A 17,830-nucleotide genomic window follows, 5' to 3' on the forward strand; every position below is an offset into this window, starting at 1 on the left:
GGGGAGAGGCCCGCACGGACCTCGTCGTCCGTGCGGGAAGCGCAGGCGAAGCCGGAGCGGCGGTGAGGGGGCGGTTCAGGACGAGGCGCGTGTCCGGAGCCGCCCCCTCACCTTCGGCTGCCGCCTCGCTTCGGCGACGACGAGGTCGCCGAAGCCCTCTCCCCGCAAGCGGGGCGAGGGGAACATGCCCGCACCATGCGCTTCAGAATCAAGGCCCCTCAAGACCCCAGGGCCAACCAGTAAGTCGACATGGTCCCGCCCCCCGTCACCGTGCCGCCGGTCGTGCGGCGGTTGCGGAGGGTGAAGCCGGTGGCGGTCACGTCGCTGACCTGGCTGGCGTAGAGCGTCCCGGCATCCCGGGCGACCGGCTGCGTCCAGACGCCCAGGCAGGCGCTGGGAAACGCCGGGGCGAACGAGACGGAAAAATCCGCGTCCGCGCTCGTGGCGAGCCCCCATTGCAGGATCAGGCCGTTGGCGAGCCGGGCGTAGCCGTTCGGGGCCAGCGCCTGCGTGCCGAGCGCCAGCGGCGTGCCGTCGGCGCGCTGGTAGTGGCGCACGCGCCAGCGGCCGGCGCCGTCCGAGGTGGCCAGGCAGGTGTCGTCGGCGGCCGTGACGATGTCGGCCCGGGTCGGCAGCGCCAGCTGCTCGGAATCGTGGACCAGGGTGGCGGCGCCGGCGAAGCGCACGAGCCGCTCCCGGTCGGCGCCGGTGCCGAAGCGGGTGATCCGGGCCGTGCCGGTGACGAGGACGCGGCGCGTGCCGGCGGCACCGAGATCCGTGGTCGCCGCGGAGGCCAGCACGGTCTCCGTGGAGGCGAAATCGATCCCGCCCTTCGCCGCGGAGGCGGTGAGGGCCGTACTGAAGGCGGAGCCGTCCGGCGACACCTTCAGGGAAAAGTCGTCGCTGCCGAGGAGGCCCAGCAGGGCGCGGGCGGAGTAGCCGGTCTGGAGGATCAGGCCGGCATCCCGGGACGGGGCCTGCTTGTTGACCGCGATCCGCATGTCGCCCGAGCCCGGCGTGGCGTCGTCCCAGGTGAGCAGGGCCGCATCCGACTTGACCGCGAGGCGGTTGGTGGCGTCGGCCCCGGTGTTGACGCCGAGCCGGCTGACGCTCTGGATCGCCGTCAACGTCCGGCGGAAGCTGCCCCAGGCGGTACCGTCGAACACGTAGAGGTCGGCCTCGTCGATCAGGTAGGCGAACCAGCCGGCCCGGGGCACGGCGCCGATCCAGACGCCGTCGGCGTAGCGCACCACCTGGCCGGCGAGCCCGGCCCAGGCGCCGCCCGGGTTCGACGCGACCACGAGGTAGCGGTCGCCCTCCGCGGGGTTCTGCGGCGGCGCGGTGAGGTCCTTGTCCAGGCAGGCGAGCTGGACCAGAGCGTCGAGGAGGCCGAGCGCCTCGTTGTGGGTGACGTGCTTCTGGGCCTGGCTCGCCGCGATCAGCGGCAGGCCGAGGCGGGGCGTGACGTCGGTCATGGGGGGCTCCGGAAGACGTGCGGTATCCGGCGGGATTGCCCGGCCGGCTGTGTGCAGTGCCGTCATCGCGCGCTCAGCGAAGCGACCCAGGGACGCGCCACGGTCCGGGATCGCGCGCTGCCCTGGGTTGCTTCGCTGCGCTCGCAATGACGGTGAGGGCTTCGTTCGGAAGTCGGATCAGGCGCTTCGGATCGGGATGCGGGCGCGGCTGGCCGGGCCGGGGCCCGCTACCGCGCCGATCTGGGCCACGGCGACATCGAGGCTGGTCTGGGGGCCGCCGAAATCGGCCGCCTCGTCGGCGTAGAAGCAGTTCTGCGCCTCGGCCCGGATCCGGCGCAGGGGCGTGCCGGCGCCGGAATAGACCGTGACCGCGTAGGCCTCCGGCTCGTCGAGGAGGATCTCGGCGGGCTCCCAGGCATCGCCGTCCCGGCGCGCCCGGCGGATCCAGGAGAGCCGCACCCCCGAGCCCTCCCGACGCGCCCGCAGGTGGACCGGCCGCAGAGGACGCAAAGCCGCGAGCCCGGCCGTGGCGGCAAATTCCAAAAAAGCCGGATCGCCCGGGTCCCGGGCGGCCGGGCCGACCCGGTAGCGGAAGCTGCGGCCGACCTCGTCCAGGCGCTCGACCAGGGGCACCACGGCGCCGTCGTCGAGCCGCACGATCAGGCTGCCCGCCGGGATCGCCCGGCCGGCCGACGCCTCGCTGCCCGCGAGCCCGCGCAGGAACCCCGAGAGCCGGTAGGTATCGGAGCCGATCAGCAGGGCATGAGCGGCGGAGAGAAGTTCCACGGCACCGTCCGGCCCGATCAGCGCGAACAGGTTGCCGCCCGCGCGCATCGCGGCCTCGCCGATGGAGCCGAGCGCCCCGCCCCGGCGCAGGGTGACGTCGAGGGGAACACCCCGTTGCAGCCGCCAGAGCGGCCCGGCCGGCAGGGCCGTGAGGGTCCGGCCGAGGCAGGCCGGGTAATCGACGAGACCGTGGAGCGCGAACGGCCCGGATCCTTCCGCGCGCCAGACGACCGCCTCCCCGGGCCAGGGCTCGGCTGCGACCGCGAGGTATTGCAGCACCGTCGGGCTGCCGCGGTCCACCGGCAGGTCGAGCACCAGCGCGAAGGGCGGCCCCGGGAAGGCCGGCGTTGGGCCAACCGGCAGGGCCGCGCTGCGAGGCAGGCCGCGCGCGGGCCCGCCCCGGGGCGGGACGCCGCTCGCCTCGATCCGCCGGCCGGTGGGCGCGTCGTCGATCCGGTCGATCCTGCGCAGAACCGTCCCGCCCGGCACGTCGGCCGGCACCGCCAGCAGGTCGCCGGGCTCCAGCTCCAGGCGACGGGGGCTGAGGGTGAAGACCGCGCTGTCCCGGGCGGCGATGACCCGGTCGAGCATCGCCTCGGCCAGGCCGTCGCCGGTCTCCCGGCGGGTGACGATCGCCGCCTCGATCCGGGTCTCGCGCCGCCGCTCGCCCACCGGGCGGATCGCGGCGGCCGAGGCGCGGCGGTAATCCGGGCTCTCGGATTCGGTCAGACCGAGCTCGACCGAGCGTGGCAGCCCGCTCTCCTCGGCCCGGACCTGCCGCAGGACCGGTTTTTCCTCCGATAGCCGGACCAGATCGGCTTCCGCCAGCACCACCGGCCTGTCGCGGCGGGGCCCGCGCAGGTGCAGGGTACCGGCCACCGCCGAGACGTCGAGGCCGTAGACCTGCGCCAGGGTCTCCAGCGCGGCGCGCGCCGAGAGCGGCCGGTCGACGACGTAGCCGTCGAGGAAGGCAGCGGCCTCCACGGCGACCGGCGCGTCGAAGCCGAAATCGGCCAGGATCTTCAGGACCAGCAGGTCGAGATCGCAGCCCTCGATCCGTCCGGTGATCCAGTGCCCGACCCGCCAATTCGCGGTGTCGGCCCAGACCGCCTGCACGGCCGGGAAGGCCGGGTAGGGCCGCGCGTCCCAGGACCAGACGAAGATCGATCCCGGATCGACCATCCGGCCGCCATAGACCGGCGAGACCGGGTTGTCGGCCTCCGAGAAGCCCGCCGCGGCCGGATCGAACCGGGCGATCACCGCCTCGACGCCCCGCAGCTGGATCAGCTCGTCGCGCAGAGCCCGGGATTGCGGCGGGTAGGCGCCCTCGGCGGATTTCGGATCGGGGAAGACGTTGGGGCCGTTCGTGCCCTTGTCCACCGCCGGCACCCCGACCTCGGTGAGCCAGATCGGCTTGCCCTTGGGTACCCAGGCGGTGGCGCGGGTCTCGACGCCGCCGTCGCGCTCGACATGCGGGTTCGACCACCAGCCGATGAGGTCCTTGGGCCGGAAGACCCAGGGCTTGCCGGCGGCGCCGTCCTGGATCGGCAGGCGCGCCTGCGCCGCCCGCCCGGCCGCGTCGGCATAGTACCAGTCGTACGCCTCGCCGGAGGCACCCCGGGCCTTCAGGTAGGTGCGGTCGGCGATGTCGCCCGAGACCGCGAGGTCGGCATGGTCCGGCATGTCGCGCCAGTCGGAGATCGGCGGATACCAGTCGATCCCGACCGCGCCGATGTTGGCATCGGCAAACAGATCGTCGAGGGGGAACCGGATCGTGGCGCCGCCGTCGCGGACATGGGCGCCGTACTCGGTCCAGTCCGCCCCGTAGACGAGCGTCACGCCGGCGCCGAGGCGGGACCGCAGCTCCGCGGCGAGGGTCTTGAACGCCTGCACGGCCGGGTAGCCGGCGGCGCCGCGCACCCGGGTGAGGCCGACGAACTCGCTGCCGATCACGAAGCCGGCGATCCGCACGCCCCGTGCCGCCCATTGCGCCGCGAGGCCGGCGTAATGCAGCACCTCCGCGCGGTAGCCGTTGGCGAAGAAGTCTTGGACCTGCGCCTCCGCGGCGGCGGTGCCGTCCGGGCTGCCGGAGACGCCCGGGGCCGGGTCGCAGGTGATGCGCCCGCGCCAGGGATAGGGTGGCTGGGTCGCCCCGGGCACGCGCGGATCGGGCAGGCCGTTGCCTGCGGCCACGTCCATCATCACGAACGGGTAGAGCAGCACGTCCAGGCCGCGGGCCACGAGGTCGGCCACGAGCCGGGTCAGCCCGGCATCCGAGGGCGTGCCGCCATAGGCGGGGGTGCCGTCCGGCAGGGTCGAGACCACCTCGGCCTTCTCGCGCGTGATCCCGGCGACGCTCCAGGCTTCGGGCTTGGTCTGCTTGCCCGCGGTCTCGACCTTCGGCACCACCCGGCAGGTTCCGGCGCGCAGATCGGTGCCGAACCACGTCGCCACCACGGCGACCCGGCGCAGGTTCGGGCACAGGGCCTGGAGGGCGTCGAGGGACGCGCTGACGTCGGTGGCGCGCTGGAGCTGGTGCCGGTTGGCCGCCTGCGTCCGGCCGAGGCCGAGATCGACGGTGACGCGGTTCGGATCGAGGGCGAACTCGCCCGCCCCCGGGATCAGGTCGACGGCGCGGATCCGGTGGAACAGGCCGTTGACCGGGCGCACCACCTCGAAGGCGAATTGCGGGACGCGATTGCCGAAATCGGCGAGCGGCAGGTTCTCGAACACCACGTAGGCGAGGCCGCGATAAGCCGGGGCGTTCTCGGCGCCTTCCTTGGCGACGATCAGCGGGTCCGGCGCCTGATCGGGGCCGCCGGTATGGACCCGCAGGGTGATCCCGATCTGGTCGATCTCCTTGCCGTCCGCCCAGATCCGGCGGACCATCGCGATCTCGCCCTCGCACAGGCCGACCGCCAGGTTGGCGTAGTAGGCGTAGCGGGTGCGCACGGTCTTCTGCCCGCCCGCGCCCTTGGAGGCGGACGCCGCGCGCTCCACCGTCGTGTTGGCGACCTCCCGGGCGCGCGTCGCCCAGATCAGGCTGCCGCCGATCTTCGCCCGCCCGTAGACGCGGGGGATGGGGTCGCCCTCCGTGGAGGACAGCCCGGCGACGTCGGCAAGCCGCGGCCCCTCGACGAAGCGGGTGTGCCGCCTGGAACCCGACAGCATCCCGTCGAGCCCCGCCCCCGCGGCCGCCCCGAGCACGCGGCCCACCACGGCCCCGATCGGCCCGCCCAGAGCGGTCCCCACCGCCGCGCCCGCCGTCGACAGGATCAGGGTGGCCATGGCGGGCTCCGGGCGTCCGAGGGTCGATCGAACACGAGGTTCGCGGATTGCCGCGCCGTATCCGATCGAATACGTTGTCGCCGTGGCGACGATTCTGCTGTCCGATAGCTTCCGTCGGTGGCTTGCCGACCTGCGGGATCACCGCGCGAAGGCGCGTATCGCCGCCCGGATCCGCGCCGCAGGCCTCGGCAATTTTGGCGACGTCAAACCGGTCGGCGATGGCGTGTTCGAGATGCGGATCGCGTACGGTCCGGGGTATCGCCTTTATTATGTTCGGCGGGGTGAGGTGACCTATCTGCTCCTGAACGGCGGCGAGAAATCCAGTCAGGATCGAGATATTCAGAAAGCCAAGGTCCTGGCCAAACATCTCGACGGTATCGCCTGATGTCCTTCACACCCTTCGATGCCTCGGAATTCCTCGACAGCGAGGAGGCGATCGCCGAATATCTCGCGGCTGCGCTCGAGGATCCCGATCCCGAGCTGTTCGTGGCGGCGCTCGGCGATGTCGCCAAGGCCCGCGGCATGAGCCAGATCGCCCGGGAGGCCGGTCTCGGGCGGGAGAGTCTGTACAAGGCGCTCACCCCGGGCTCGAAGCTGCGCTACGAGACCGTCCGCAAGGTCATGGACGCGTTGGGCGTCAAGCTCACCGTGGCGACCGGCTCCTCGTAAGGATCCTCCGGGAACCGGAACATTCCCGTCAGGTGCCGCCGCCACCAGGCGGTGAGGGCCACCTCGGCCACGGCGGCGTGGTCGTGGGCGTGGATCATGGCGCCGTCGCCGGTGGCGATGGCGCAGTGGCGCGCCGGGAGGTGGCACCGGAAGGCGAAGAGCAGCACGTCGCCCGGCCCCGGCGTCGCGCCGGCCACCGGCACGAGGTTACGCGCCGCCGCCGCAGTGAGCGGGTCGGTGCCCGGGGCGGCGGATTCCGCCCAGGTGGCGGCATAGGGCGGCACCGGTTCCGGCTCGGCCCCGTAGAGCCCACGCCAGACCCCGCGCAGCAGCCCGAGGCAATCGCAGCCGACGCCGCGCAGGGAGGCTTGGTGCCGATAGGGCGTGCCGAGCCACAGCCGCGCCTCGCCGAGGGCCGCCACACCGATATCTGGGCTGATTTCCCGTGGCATCGCGCTCATCGGAACAGGCTCCCACCGTCAAGGACGGGCTCCGAGCCCGGCACCGCGCGCATCACCGCGTCGTTGCCCGGCATGTGCGGGAAGCCCTGGAAGTTGACCGCGTTGGCGAAGCGGTCCCGGCAGGTGGCGAGCCGCTTGTCGCAGCCGGCGGTGAGGCTGAACGCATCCCCCGCCGCCACCGGCCGGGGCGGCGGGGTCCACAATTCGAGGAGCGCGTCGAGCTGGAGCCGCACGTCGGCCTTGAGGCCGGCATTGGCGCCTGCCGTCCAGGTGAGCGTTCCGCCGGTGAACAGCCCGTCCGCGAAGCCGCCGGCCAGGGTGATCGCGAGGGTCGCGGGTTCGGGAAAGCCAGTGACCCGGCCGGTGGTGCGCCAGGCCGCGAGATCGACCCGGCAGCGGCCATCGCCGAGATCGGCGCCGCAGGTCGCCCGGAAGGTCCGGCCGCGCTCGGCCCCGAGCCGGTGGGCGAGGCCGCGCAGCTCCGCCACGAAGGCGTCGCCCTCGCGCCGCACCTCGCCGATCGTGCCAACATCGAGCAACAGGCGCGTCTCGGGATTGGTCCAGTCGACCAGCCAGGTCTCCACCGTGGCGCCATCGTAGAGGCCGGCAGCAATGTCGGCCTCGGTCAGCCCGAGGGAACTCAGCGCCCCGGCCACGTCGCCGCCGGAGACCGCGAAGCCGGATTCGGCGCTGGCCTCGGCGGCATCCAGCCCGGTGCGGGCGGCGTGGGCCAGACCCGCCAGGGTCAGGTCGCGGTCATGGTCGGTGAAGCCCAGCGCCACGCCGTCCCGCCGGCGCAGGGACCAGCAGCGGCACAGGGTGGTGACGCCGCCCGCGAGATGGGCCGCGAAGGCACTTGGGATATCGCGCATCTTTTTCCCCTCAAGGCACCTACGGGCGACACAGGTCTGAGGCGCGACAGCTTTTGCAGAGCTCGACGCGCCCCCTCTCCCGGGCGGGAGAGGGTTGGGGTGAGGGGTCAGGTCTGTCCGGAGAGGTCGCACCCCTCACCCTGTCCCTCTCCCGCACGGGAGAGGGGACCCGCGCCTTTTCGCGGCCGACCGGACGATCCGAAATCTGCGTCGCTCACGGCACGATCTCGACCAGCGGCACCTTTGGGATCTCGCCGGCCGTGAAGGCGGCGAGGTCGATGGTGAGGTCGTCGGTGTCGAAGCGGACCGGCACGTCGAAGGCGAAGCCTGCCGTGACGGCGGCGCCCTTGGCCGGGACATGGCCGGCCGCGAAGGTGACGAGTCCGGTGGTCGGGTCGCACGCGAAGGCGTCGGCGCCGACCTCCCGGCCGGCAACCGCCACCCGGACGCTGCCGGAAACCGGCTTGGCGATGCGCCGGCGATAGGGCGCGAAGCCGGACCCGTAGGTCTTGGTCAGCGCGAACGACGCGGTGGCGCCGTCGCCGGTGCCGAGCGGCTGATCGAGGGGGCCGATCGCCCGGCCGGGCGGGCCGGAGCGGAAATCGACCCGGTCGCGGTAGCGGAAGCCGTAGAGCCGGCCGCGCCGTTCCTCGAAGAAGGCCAGCACGGCGTGGAGGGAATCGAGCCCGCGCACCCCGAACCCGGCATCGTAGCGGCGGCGGGAATCCGCCCAGCGGCCGTTGCGGTGCTCCCGCCCCGAGGCCAGCGTGACGATCTCGGTGAGCCGCTGCGGCCCGCCGCTGCCGCGCAGCGACACGTCGAGGGGAAACAGCACCTCGTGGAAGGCGTCGGCCATGGCGCGATGATCCCGGAGAAGGGGCCGGAGAAGGCACGTCCTCCCGGCCGCGGATGACCGGGAAGAGTCTTTTGGAAACGGGCGAAACTTCGGAAACGCCGTTCATCGACAACCGGCCGAGACCGGTCAAAGATCACCGAAGACGACAGACGCTTCGTCGAAGATTTCCATCTCCGGCAGATCTTGAAATATCTTGGCCGCGAGGCGTGCGTCGTCGCCGATCCACCGAGGAGCCTTCCGATGAGCGCCGTCCCGCAGCCGCTGCACCCCACCCTCGACATCCGCCGGGTCGCCGGCCGCATCGGCGCGGAGATCCGCGGCGTCGCGCTCTCGGGCGATCTCGACGCCGCGACGGTGGCGGCGATCCGCCAGGCCCTGGTCACCCACAAGGTGGTGTTCTTCCGCGACCAGGACCTCGACGAGGCGGGCCAGGAGGCGTTCGGCCGGCGGCTCGGCGACCTCGTCCCCCACCCGACCGTGCCGTCGCTGGCCGGGACCACGGGCGTCCTCGACCTCGACGGCAGTCGGGGCGAACGGGCGAGCTCCTGGCACACCGACGTGACCTTCGTGCCGGCCTATCCGGCGATCTCGATCCTGCGCGCCGTGACCCTGCCGGCCTATGGCGGCGACACTCTCTGGGCCAACACGGCGGCGGCCTACGCGGAGCTGCCCGAGCCCCTGCGCGACCTCGCCGACCGGCTCTGGGCGCTGCACTCCAACGTGTACGATTACGTCGGCGGGCGCGTGAACGCCCCGGAGGCCGGCCGCCAGCGCTACAACGAGGTGTTCACCAAGACCGTCTACGAGACCGAGCACCCGCTGGTTCACGTGCATCCAGAGACCGGCGAGCGCTGGCTGATCGTCGGGCACTTCATCCAGCGCATCCTCGGGCTCACGACCTCGGATTCGCAGCACCTGCTGGCGATCTTCACCGACCACGCGACCCGGCCGGAAAACACGGTGCGCTGGTCCTGGCGGCTGGGCGACGTGGCGATCTGGGACAACCGGGCGACGGTGCACCGCGCCGTGGACGATTACGGCGACCAGCCCCGGGTGGTCCGCCGCGTGACCATCGAGGGCGTCCCCCCGGTCAGCGTCGACGGACACCGCAGCCGGGCCAGGGAGGCGGCGGCCAGCAAGGCGGCGTGAGGGGACCCCTGAAGGACCTTCCGGCAACGCAAGATGGGTCAGCGTGATCAGCTGCGCGCCGGCACGCTGTGAGTGCTTGCGACGACTGTCTTCCAAAGTTGTTCGCCGGGCCTCACTCATCTTCACCTGACGCTGAAGGTCCCCGCGCAAGTGGACCTCGAAGGAGGCCTCCGGGGATCCACGCAGCCGGCTTGTCCGCGGCCTCCGGTCACCGCAGCTGAGGCTCGCGGTCCCCTGCGCTTATCGTGGCAACGACGAAATCCATGAACGCCCGGACGATCAGAGGGCAGAGGTGCCGCGACGGGTGGTAGATATGCAGCGGGAAGCGTTCGTCGGCCCAATCGGGAAACAGGTCCACCAAGCGGCCGTCACGCAGCATCGCGTCGATGCCGAGGGCCATCGGCTGGGCGATACCGAGGCCGGCAAGGCAGGCCGATAGACTGGTCGCGACATCGTTCAGAAGAAGGCGGCCGCTGACCTTCACGCCGAGGACCTCGCCGCCGCGGTGGAATTCCCAGGGAAAGGGCCGGCCTGTAACGGGGTCGCGGAACAGCAGGCACTCATGCCCGGAGGCCAGATCGCGCGGGTGGCCGGGAGCACCGCGCCGGGCGAGATAGCTCGGCGCGGCACAGGTGACGATGCGCGTTTCCGAGAGTTTTCGCGTCACCAGCCCGGATGGTTCCGGCTCGCCGAACCGGATGGCGACGTCGAACCCGTCCGACACGAGGTCGCCCAGCCTGTCGCAGACCACGAGGTCGAGGGTGAGATCGGGATAGGCGTCGAGGAAAGTCTGCAGGCGCGGTGCCAGCATCAGGCTGGCGAACCACGCATCGCAGTTCACCCGAAGCCGCCCGCGCACGAACACCGCATCGCCTGCAGCATGGCTTGCCGCCTCCGAGATGCCGACGAGCAGCGGTGAAACCTCGGCGAAGAACCTGTACCCCGCCTCCGTCAGCGTGTTCGACCGGCTGTTGCGCTCGAACAGACGGACACCCAGCCGCGCCTCCAGACGGGCGATCGAACGGCTGACGCCGGAGGGCGTGAGGTGGAGCACCTCGGCCGCCCGCGCGAAGCTTCCGGCCTCCGCCACCGCGATCAGGGTGCCGATCCCACCCAACAGCCTTGGATCGACGTTCATCGGTGATCCCAAGTCACGATAAGCGTGAGGATAATGCGCTTCTGTCACGCCTCGTCCAGCGCTTAGCCTGATCCCGGAGCGGAAATCTGCACCGGATCGGGAGCGCGACGATGACAATGGATGGACAGCGTGTGGTGGTGCTCGGGGGGACCTCCGGCATCGGTCTGGCCGTGGCGAAGGCCGTGGCGCGTGAGGGCGGATCGCCGATCGTCGTCTCCAGGACGCCGGAACGGGTCGGGGCCGCCCTGGCCGACTTGCCGGCGAACGCCGAGGGGATCGTTCTCGATCTCCGCGACGAAGCGGCGATGCGGGAGGCCTTCCTGCGAATCGGCGCCTTCGATCATCTGGTGTTCACCGCCGGGGAAAGCCTCAAGATCGGCCCGATCACCGACCTGCCTCTCGAAGACGCGAGGCAGTTCTTCGATGTCCGCTTCTGGGGCGCCTTCGCGGCGGCCAAGCACGGCGCGCCGTGCATCCGGCCGGGCGGCTCCGTCGTCTTCACGTCGGGCATCGCGGGGGCGCGGCCGCCTCAGGGCGGCTGGGCGCTCGGCGCCAGCGTCTGCGCGGCGATGGAGGGGCTGACGCGGGCCCTGGCGCTGGAGCTGAAACCGATCCGGGTCAACATCGTCTCGCCGGGCTTCGTGCGCACGCCGCTCTGGAGCGATATTCCCGAGGCCGATCGCGAGGCGATGTATGCGGCAGCGGGCGAGCGGTTGCCGGTCGGCCGCGTCGGCACCGCCGAGGACTTGGCCGAGGCCTATCTGTTTCTGATGCGCCAAGACTTCGCCACGGGGCAGACGCTGGTCGTCGATGGCGGCGGGCTGATCTCCTGACTCTCCTCAAACCCTCACGTCGCCCGCTGCCCCCGGGCGACCGCGCGGGCGAGGCTGGCGGTGACCTGCGCCTCCGAGCGGCGGAAGGCGCCGGGGTCCGGGGTGGCGATGTTGACCGTCACCGAGACCGGCCGGGAAGCGGGGGCGCCGGCCGCGACGCCGAGGCGGCCGTCTGGGCCGCGGTTGAGCGGCAGGATCGCCTCGGGGCCGGCCTCGCCCATCAGGCCGGCGCCATTCGCCATCGGGAAGTAGGTCGGCGCAGCCACCACGCCGCCGGCCGCGAAGGGCTGGACCCGGCCGCCCCGGAATACGCCGCCCCGGGCGAAGCCGGTCTCGCTGCCGGCGCCGGCCCCGAGCATGGCGTTGACCAGGCCGGTGATGCCGGAGCGGATCGGGCCGGAGGCCGCCCGGGCCGCCGCGCCTGCGAGCTTGCTGCCGATCGTGCCGAGCACGCCGTCGAGGCTGCGCCCCGAGGCGGCGCCCCGGGTGAGCGCCGAATCCAGGCTGCGGCCGAAATTCTTGGCGAGCTGGTCCAGGGTCTCCAGCTGCTTGATCCGGGCGGCATCCTGCGGATCGGGCTCGGCGTCGATCATCGGGCGGGCCTCCTTGTGGTCGGGATCGGCACGGTCCCAAAACCCGGGATCCCAAAGGGCTCAGCCCTTTGGCGGGGTCCGGGGCGAAGCCCCGGTTCCGTTCAGTGGCCCGGATCCGGATAGGCGGCGAGCAGGCGCTCGAACGCGTCGCGGCTCAGGGGCTCCGGGCCGCGGCGAGGGCCGAGGGCGGCAGCGAATTCGCGGGGCGTGGCCACCCAGAAGGCGGCCGGGCTCCAGCCGAGCGCGCCGAGGCCGAGCGCCAGGGCGTCGTCCCAGGGGAAGGCCGGGGCTCGAGCCGGCGCCGACGCAAAACCGTCGGGCACCGGCTCTACCGAGGGTTTGCGGGGCCCGGCGCCTCCCCGAAGGCGGCGGCGAGGACCTCGCCCAGGGCGGTGGACACCGCCTCCAGGCCGCCGGCCAGGGGCAGCTTCGCTACGGCTTCGTCGTCGAGGGCGTGGCCGCCGCCGCGCAGGGCCGCGCCCAGCAGGGCGATCAGGTCCCGGGCCGAGACCCGGCCGCCGTCGAAGCGCTCGGCCAGGCCGACGAGGTCGCCGGCCTTGAGCGCGCCTTCCAACTCGGCGAGGGCGCCGAGCGTCAGGCACAGGGTGTAGCGCTGGCCGGCGAGCTGGAGCGGCACCTCGCCGCGGATCCGGTTGGCCATGGCTCAGGCCGCCGTGAAGGCGAGCACGCCCGCCGAGTCGAGGCTGATGTCGAAGGTGACCTCGCCGGCATGGTCGCCCCGGTATTCGAGGCTGGCGATCTGGAATGGCCCCTCCAGGGTCCCGAAGGCCGGCACGACCACCTGGAAGGTCTCGATCGCGCTCTCGAAGAAGATCAGCCGCAGGCGTATGTCCGAGGCCTGATCGCGAAACACGCCGGATCCGGAGATCGCGGCCCGGCGCACCCCGGCGCCGGCCAGCAGCTCCCGCCAGCGGCCGGTGGAATCGGCGTTGGTGACGTCCACGGTCTCGGCGTTGAGGGTGATCTGCCGGGTGCGCAGGCCCGCCACCGCCACAAAGCCGCCCGCGCCGTCGCCGGCCCGGAGCAGCAGGTCCTTGCCCTTCTGTGCGCCCATCGGGCCCTCCTCATGCTTTGGGATCGAACGTCGCCGGACGCGCACCGCCCTTTCCCGGGCGCATGCAGCGCCAGCGGAAGGCGACCCGGGATCCAGCACAAGACGACGCGAAGCGTCTGTGTTGATTCTCGATGATGCCGCGACGCGGCGCTTTGCCTGCTGGGTCCCGGATCGCCTTCCACTGGCGTTCCAGGCGTCCGGGAAAGGGGGGTGGGTCGGCAACCCTGCCTGTCTCAAAGAATTTCGGTGACGGCCTCGAGCGTCAGGGTGGCGCGGGCCTCGCCTGTGCGGGCGTCGCGGGTCGCCTTGATCGCCCGCACCCGCAGGGTGACGAGACGGCAGCCCTGGAGCGGCAGGGCGGCGTCGGCCAGCAGCGCGGCCATGCGCTCGGCGGCATCCAGCGCGGTGCGGACCGAGCCGGGCTTGGCGATCACCGCGATGGCGTGGCTGTGGCGATGGCGCTCGGCGCCGTCGACGGAATCGTCCACGATCTCGGCCTCGCCGAACAGGGCGTAGACCGGCACCGAACCCCGGGGCGGCTCGTCGTGGAGCCGGACCTTTCCGCCGAGGAGGACGGCCAGGGCGGCGTCGCCGGAGAAGCGGGCGATCAGGCCGGCCCGCAGGGCCAGGAGCGGGCTCGGGTCGCTCACGACGCGCTCTCCCGGGCCAGCTCCTCGACATGGCAGATCAGGTCGCGGCCCTTCGCGTCGGGCTCGCTGACGGCGCGGATCGCGAAGCGGCGGGGGCCGGCGGCGAGCCGCATCGTCGGGTCGAGGGCGATCCGGGCGCGCAGGGTGACCCGGTAGGCGGGGAGCGTGTCGGTCCGGCCTCCCTCCGGGCGGTCGGCGAGGCCCGACGGGGTGATCGCCCCCCACAGGACCGGGCCGGCGACGTAGCGGCGCAGCACGCCGCCGAACCCGTCCGGCTGCTCCAGGGGCCGTTCGAGCACGAAGCGGCGGCGCCGAGCGCCGAGCGGCGGGTGATGCGGATTGGTCGCCATCGGCGAAGCTCCGGTGGGTCGCGATCGAAGAGTGAGCCGGCTCACAGGCGCATCCGGCGGAACGGCGCGGCGAGGTCGGCGGCGTCGGTGCGGGCGGCATCCGGCTCGTCGCCGCGATGCTCGTAGCGGGCGGCGGCGAGCCGCAGGATCGCGAGCCGCAGGGGCGCCGGGAGCGGCGGCCCGTCGCCCCCGAACCCGGCCGCGACCTCGATCAGGATCGTGCGGCCGGCCGGGTCCGGCACGCCCAAGTCGATCAGCAGGCCCGGCGCCTCGATCGGGTCGGGCCCGAGGCGGACCAGGCCGGCGGCGAGTTCGGTGACGCCCTTGGCCTCGGAGAAGCCGACACGGACCAAAGCCACGAGCGGGCTCAGCGGCAGGGCCAGCCGGCCGTTCGCGGGCCAGGCATCGAGGGCGATCCGGTAGCGGCCGGGAACCAGGACCCGGCGCGCCTCGATCTCCAGGCTGGCCCGGGCGGCGGTGATCAGGGCCTGGAGCAGCCCGTCCTCGGTGCCGCCATCGTCGGAATCGAGGCGCAGATAGGCGCGCAGCTCCGCCACGCTCACCGGCTCGACCACGGCCCCGTCGGCGCGTATCGGGATCATCGCGTTGCCCCCTCGCTGGAAGTCTCGAATGCCGGTCCCGAAGCGCCGCCGGGCGGCCCTCACCGCCCTGGCCGCTGTCCTGTCGCTCGCGGGCCGTCCGGCCGGCGCGATCGTCGGCGGCGCGGAGGCGCCGGCCGGCGGGGCCGTGATGGTCCTGTCCTCGAATGGCGGCGTCTGCACCGGGCTGGTGCTCGCTCCCGATACGGTGCTGACCGCCGCCCATTGCGCCGCCGCCGGGCGGGAGCATCGGGTCCATTTTCGCGACGCGGCGGGCGCGCCGGTCCTGGTCGAGGTCTCAGCGCAGGCGACGCATCCGGGCTACGATGCCGGCGCCGCATCGGGGCGGCGGCGCTCCATCGACCTGGCGTTGATCCGGACCGCGACGCCCCTGCCGCCGCTCTTCGCCCCGGTCACCTTGAGCGCGGCGCTGCCGCGGGCCGGCGAGTCCCTGACCCTGTCGGGCTACGGCGCGGCCCGGCCCGGCGACCCGCGCTCCACCGGGACCTATCGCAGCGTCGCCTTGCCGGTGATCGAGCCCCACGGGCCGAGCCGCATCCTGGTCTGGCTCAAGGGCGACGCGGGCGGCGGCTGCCAGGGCGATTCCGGCGGCCCGATCGCCGGGCCGGACGGCGCCGTGCTGGCGCTCGCCGCCTGGATCGGCGGCCCGTGCGGCGGCCTCACCCAGGGTATCCTGGTCGGGCCGCAGCGCGGCTGGATCGATCGGGTGCTGGCGGGGTGGGGTCGGACTGCGCGGTGGGGCGGTTGAGGCGCCATGCCGAGACAATAAAGATCGTCCGGACCTGACACGCGCCCTCCCTGCCCCGCAGAGGATGGTCGCACATCGGCTTGCGAAAGCCGCCACGCGCCCCCTCTCCCGTGCGGGAGAGGGTTGGGGTGAGGGACCAGGTCTGTCCGGAAAGGTCGCATCCCTCACCCTGCCCCTCTCCCGCACGGGAGAGGCGACCCGCGCCACATCCTGGGATGTGGGAATCCGATAGCCCGCAGAGGGGGAGAGACGCGCGCATCTCCGGCATCGATGCTCGCCTCCGACGTCTCCGCTCGGAACCGCAGCTTGGCCGGTTCATTGCCTTGCTCTAGGCTCCCGCAGCGCCGCGCCGTCGCCGCGGCGTCCCCTCTTGCGCCGTGAGCGCCCCCCGGAGTGCCCGATGTCCCGTCGCCCGATGCGCAAGGCCGGCCCCCGTGAGCGTCTGTTCGGCCTGGGGCTCGGCGGCGCCATGCTGGGCGCCCTGGCCGGGCTGATGCCCGCGCCGGCGGCGGCGGTGATCAACGGCACCACCACTCGCGATCCCGACGGCGCCCGGACCTTCGCGGTGCGGATCGAGAGTACCGAGGGCGAGATCTGCTCAGGCACCCTGATCGCCCAGGACCTCGTGCTCACCGCCGCGCATTGCGTGATGCGCCCGGCCGGCTACACGGTGATCAGCGTCGACCGCGGCTTCCGCCAGCACCGCACGCAGGTGATCGCCGCGACCATGCATCCGGATTTCGTGCCCGGCACGACGCCCGAGGACCAGCCCGGTGTCGACCTCGCCCTGCTCAAGCTCGAAGCGCCGCTGAACGCCGACTACGTCCCCCTCGATCCCCGCGGCGCCGCCTCGATCGACACCGGCGCGGCCGTGGACATCGCGGGCTTCGGCGTCGTGGCCGAGAACCGGCGCGACACGGCCCGCACCCTGCGGCTCGCGCATCTCGTGTCGATCGGCTCCCTGCAGGTCGCCAACCGGGTGACCGTCGTGACCGACCGGCGGCGCATGGCCGAGACCTCCGGGGCCGGCGCGTGCCTGGGCGATTCCGGCGGCCCGATCCTCTCCGGCGGCCCCGGCGGCTACCGGATCGTCGGCGTGGTGAGCTGGTCGAGCGGCGCCCTGCAGCAGGGTGCGCGCCGGACCGCCTGCGGCGGCTTCACCGCGGTGACCCCGGTGGCCGAACATACCGGCTGGATCGCCACCCGGTCGGCGGAACTCGCGCGGATTCCGGTGGGCGAGGCGCTGCCCCGCGGCAACCGCTCCGACTGGATGGCCAAGACAGGCCGGCGCCGCTGAAGCTCGGTCCGAAAGGCGATCAGAGCGCCCAAGACCAGTCTTGGCCCTGAAGCAGGTCAGACCTGCGGCTCGGAACACCGGACCGGCCGTCGCGTTGTGCAACGCAATCGCGTCGGGCGAGGCATCGCGGCCGTCAGGGCCTATTCGCGACCGTCCGCACGCATGTTTACGGAGCAAATTTCATGGCTGACACCGGCAAGGGCGATACCGTCCGCTCGCACAAGACCCGTAACGACACCGACTCGAACGCCAAGCAGGTCTCGGTCCAGGCGCTGAACGCCCGGCTGGCGGACGGCATCGATCTCGCCCTGGCGATCAAGCAGGCCCACTGGAATCTCAAGGGTCCGCAGTTCATCGGCATCCACGAGATGCTCGACGGCTTCCGCACCGAGCTCGACGACCTCAACGACAAGGTCGCGGAGCGCGCGGTGCAGCTCGGCGCCACGGCGTTCGGCTCGACCCAGGCGGTCGCTGAGAAGACCAAGCTGCCGGCCTACCCGACCGGGATCTACGCCATCGCCGACCACGTCGCGGCGCTGATCGACAGCTACGCCGCCTACGCCAACGCGGTGCGCGAGAACATCGACGAGACCGACGAGGCCGGCGATCCCGGCACGGCCGACCTGTTCACCGAGATCTCGCGCGCGGTCGACAAGCAGCTCTGGTTCCTCGAGGCCCACGTCCAGGAGCCGACCGGCACGCTGCGCGACGGCAACCCGGGCCGGTAAGCTCGGCTCGCCAAGCGGTCGTATTCGGTAATGGTACGCGCCTTCCCTCCCCCCTCTGCGGGGGAGGGTGGGCCGGCCGTCGGGCCGGGTCGGGAGAGGGCCCCGGCCGCCAGTGCCTGAGAGCCGCGAGCGCTCCCGCCCTGATCGCGCGGAGCACGTCTGTGTTTGACAGCAGGCCTTTAGCCGTCCTCATCGCGGAGGCCGACGAGCTCGTCCGTATGGTCACAGCCGACATGCTAGCG

20 protein-coding genes are annotated in these 17,830 nt (G+C 72.6%); 7 read left to right on the plus strand and 13 right to left on the minus strand.

What is annotated here, in order from left to right; all coding sequences use genetic code 11:
- Window positions 1-218: 218 nt before the first annotated feature.
- Together MKL20_RS02705 and MKL20_RS02710 are read right to left on the minus strand one after the other, a co-directional pair.
- Window positions 219-1,475 (minus strand): DUF2793 domain-containing protein, encoded by a 1,257-nt coding sequence (locus MKL20_RS02705; RefSeq protein WP_244035379.1) that lies wholly within the window; start codon window positions 1,473-1,475, stop codon window positions 219-221.
- A gap of 177 nt (window positions 1,476-1,652) precedes the next feature.
- Window positions 1,653-5,549 (minus strand): glycoside hydrolase/phage tail family protein, encoded by a 3,897-nt coding sequence (locus tag MKL20_RS02710; protein WP_244035380.1) that lies wholly within the window; start codon window positions 5,547-5,549, stop codon window positions 1,653-1,655.
- On the opposite strand from MKL20_RS02710, the gene MKL20_RS02715 reads away from it, so the two are divergent.
- Entirely contained in the window at window positions 5,548-5,934 is a 387-nt protein-coding gene (locus MKL20_RS02715; protein WP_279594486.1) for a type II toxin-antitoxin system RelE/ParE family toxin, read from the plus strand. The genes MKL20_RS02710 and MKL20_RS02715 overlap by 2 nt on opposite strands.
- On the plus strand, window positions 5,934-6,218 hold the full coding sequence (locus tag MKL20_RS02720) for an addiction module antidote protein (RefSeq protein ID WP_243963486.1): 285 nt from the start codon (window positions 5,934-5,936) through the stop codon (window positions 6,216-6,218). The genes MKL20_RS02715 and MKL20_RS02720 overlap by 1 nt, the downstream gene beginning before the upstream one ends.
- Here the strand turns inward: MKL20_RS02720 and MKL20_RS02725 are convergent.
- From MKL20_RS02725 to MKL20_RS02735, 3 genes are all read right to left on the minus strand, one after another.
- Window positions 6,149-6,679, minus strand: a complete 531-nt coding sequence (locus MKL20_RS02725; RefSeq protein WP_244035381.1) for an NlpC/P60 family protein — start codon at window positions 6,677-6,679, stop codon at window positions 6,149-6,151. The genes MKL20_RS02720 and MKL20_RS02725 overlap by 70 nt on opposite strands.
- A complete protein-coding gene (locus MKL20_RS02730; RefSeq protein WP_244035382.1) occupies window positions 6,676-7,551 on the minus strand; it encodes a DUF2163 domain-containing protein in 876 nt (291 codons plus the stop codon). The genes MKL20_RS02725 and MKL20_RS02730 overlap by 4 nt, the downstream gene beginning before the upstream one ends.
- Before the next feature lie 214 nt (window positions 7,552-7,765).
- Window positions 7,766-8,407, minus strand: a complete 642-nt coding sequence (locus MKL20_RS02735) for a DUF2460 domain-containing protein (protein ID WP_244035383.1) — start codon at window positions 8,405-8,407, stop codon at window positions 7,766-7,768.
- 240 nt (window positions 8,408-8,647) lie between these two features.
- On the opposite strand from MKL20_RS02735, the gene MKL20_RS02740 reads away from it, so the two are divergent.
- On the plus strand, window positions 8,648-9,556 hold the full coding sequence (locus MKL20_RS02740) for a TauD/TfdA dioxygenase family protein (RefSeq protein ID WP_244035384.1): 909 nt from the start codon (window positions 8,648-8,650) through the stop codon (window positions 9,554-9,556).
- 208 nt (window positions 9,557-9,764) lie between these two features.
- Here MKL20_RS02740 and MKL20_RS02745 read toward each other — a convergent pair whose 3' ends face one another.
- The gene (locus tag MKL20_RS02745) at window positions 9,765-10,694 is read right to left on the minus strand and encodes a LysR family transcriptional regulator (protein WP_244035385.1); all 930 of its coding nucleotides are present in this window, start codon (window positions 10,692-10,694) and stop codon (window positions 9,765-9,767) included.
- Between the two features lie 110 nt (window positions 10,695-10,804).
- On the opposite strand from MKL20_RS02745, the gene MKL20_RS02750 reads away from it, so the two are divergent.
- Window positions 10,805-11,527: an SDR family oxidoreductase gene (locus MKL20_RS02750; protein ID WP_244035386.1), complete on the plus strand. Its 723-nt coding sequence runs from the start codon at window positions 10,805-10,807 to the stop codon at window positions 11,525-11,527.
- Between the two features lie 14 nt (window positions 11,528-11,541).
- Here the strand turns inward: MKL20_RS02750 and MKL20_RS02755 are convergent, their stop codons facing one another.
- The 7 genes from MKL20_RS02755 to MKL20_RS02785 form a co-directional block, all read right to left on the minus strand.
- Complete coding sequence (locus MKL20_RS02755; RefSeq protein ID WP_244035387.1) at window positions 11,542-12,120, minus strand: phage tail tape measure protein; 579 nt, start codon at window positions 12,118-12,120, stop codon at window positions 11,542-11,544.
- Between the two features lie 101 nt (window positions 12,121-12,221).
- Window positions 12,222-12,443, minus strand: a complete 222-nt coding sequence (locus MKL20_RS02760) for a phage tail assembly chaperone (RefSeq protein ID WP_244035388.1) — start codon at window positions 12,441-12,443, stop codon at window positions 12,222-12,224.
- Between the two features lie 5 nt (window positions 12,444-12,448).
- Window positions 12,449-12,781 carry a gene transfer agent family protein gene (locus tag MKL20_RS02765; RefSeq protein WP_244035389.1) on the minus strand — a complete coding sequence of 111 codons (333 nt, stop codon included), beginning with the start codon at window positions 12,779-12,781 and terminating at the stop codon, window positions 12,449-12,451.
- Between the two features lie 3 nt (window positions 12,782-12,784).
- Window positions 12,785-13,195: a phage major tail protein, TP901-1 family gene (locus tag MKL20_RS02770; protein ID WP_244035390.1), complete on the minus strand. Its 411-nt coding sequence runs from the start codon at window positions 13,193-13,195 to the stop codon at window positions 12,785-12,787.
- Window positions 13,196-13,428: 233 nt separating this feature from the next.
- A complete protein-coding gene (locus MKL20_RS02775; protein ID WP_244035391.1) occupies window positions 13,429-13,845 on the minus strand; it encodes a DUF3168 domain-containing protein in 417 nt (138 codons plus the stop codon).
- On the minus strand, window positions 13,842-14,195 hold the full coding sequence (locus tag MKL20_RS02780; RefSeq protein ID WP_244035392.1) for a head-tail adaptor protein: 354 nt from the start codon (window positions 14,193-14,195) through the stop codon (window positions 13,842-13,844). Before MKL20_RS02780 ends, MKL20_RS02775 begins: the two co-directional genes overlap by 4 nt.
- A gap of 41 nt (window positions 14,196-14,236) precedes the next feature.
- The gene (locus tag MKL20_RS02785) at window positions 14,237-14,797 is read right to left on the minus strand and encodes a hypothetical protein (RefSeq protein WP_244035393.1); all 561 of its coding nucleotides are present in this window, start codon (window positions 14,795-14,797) and stop codon (window positions 14,237-14,239) included.
- Window positions 14,798-14,825: 28 nt separating this feature from the next.
- On the opposite strand from MKL20_RS02785, the gene MKL20_RS02790 reads away from it, so the two are divergent.
- From MKL20_RS02790 to dps, 3 genes are all read left to right on the plus strand, one after another.
- Window positions 14,826-15,563: a trypsin-like serine protease gene (locus tag MKL20_RS02790; RefSeq protein WP_244035394.1), complete on the plus strand. Its 738-nt coding sequence runs from the start codon at window positions 14,826-14,828 to the stop codon at window positions 15,561-15,563.
- Between the two features lie 400 nt (window positions 15,564-15,963).
- Window positions 15,964-16,860 (plus strand): S1 family peptidase, encoded by an 897-nt coding sequence (locus MKL20_RS02795; RefSeq protein WP_244035395.1) that lies wholly within the window; start codon window positions 15,964-15,966, stop codon window positions 16,858-16,860.
- A gap of 182 nt (window positions 16,861-17,042) precedes the next feature.
- Entirely contained in the window at window positions 17,043-17,588 is a 546-nt protein-coding gene (dps, locus tag MKL20_RS02800; RefSeq protein ID WP_243970077.1) for a DNA starvation/stationary phase protection protein Dps, read from the plus strand.
- The last annotated feature ends 242 nt before the right edge of the window (window positions 17,589-17,830 follow it).

Origin of the sequence: Methylobacterium sp. E-066, assembly GCF_022829635.1 — a bacterium.
Taxonomy (GTDB): Bacteria; Pseudomonadota; Alphaproteobacteria; order Rhizobiales; family Beijerinckiaceae; genus Methylobacterium.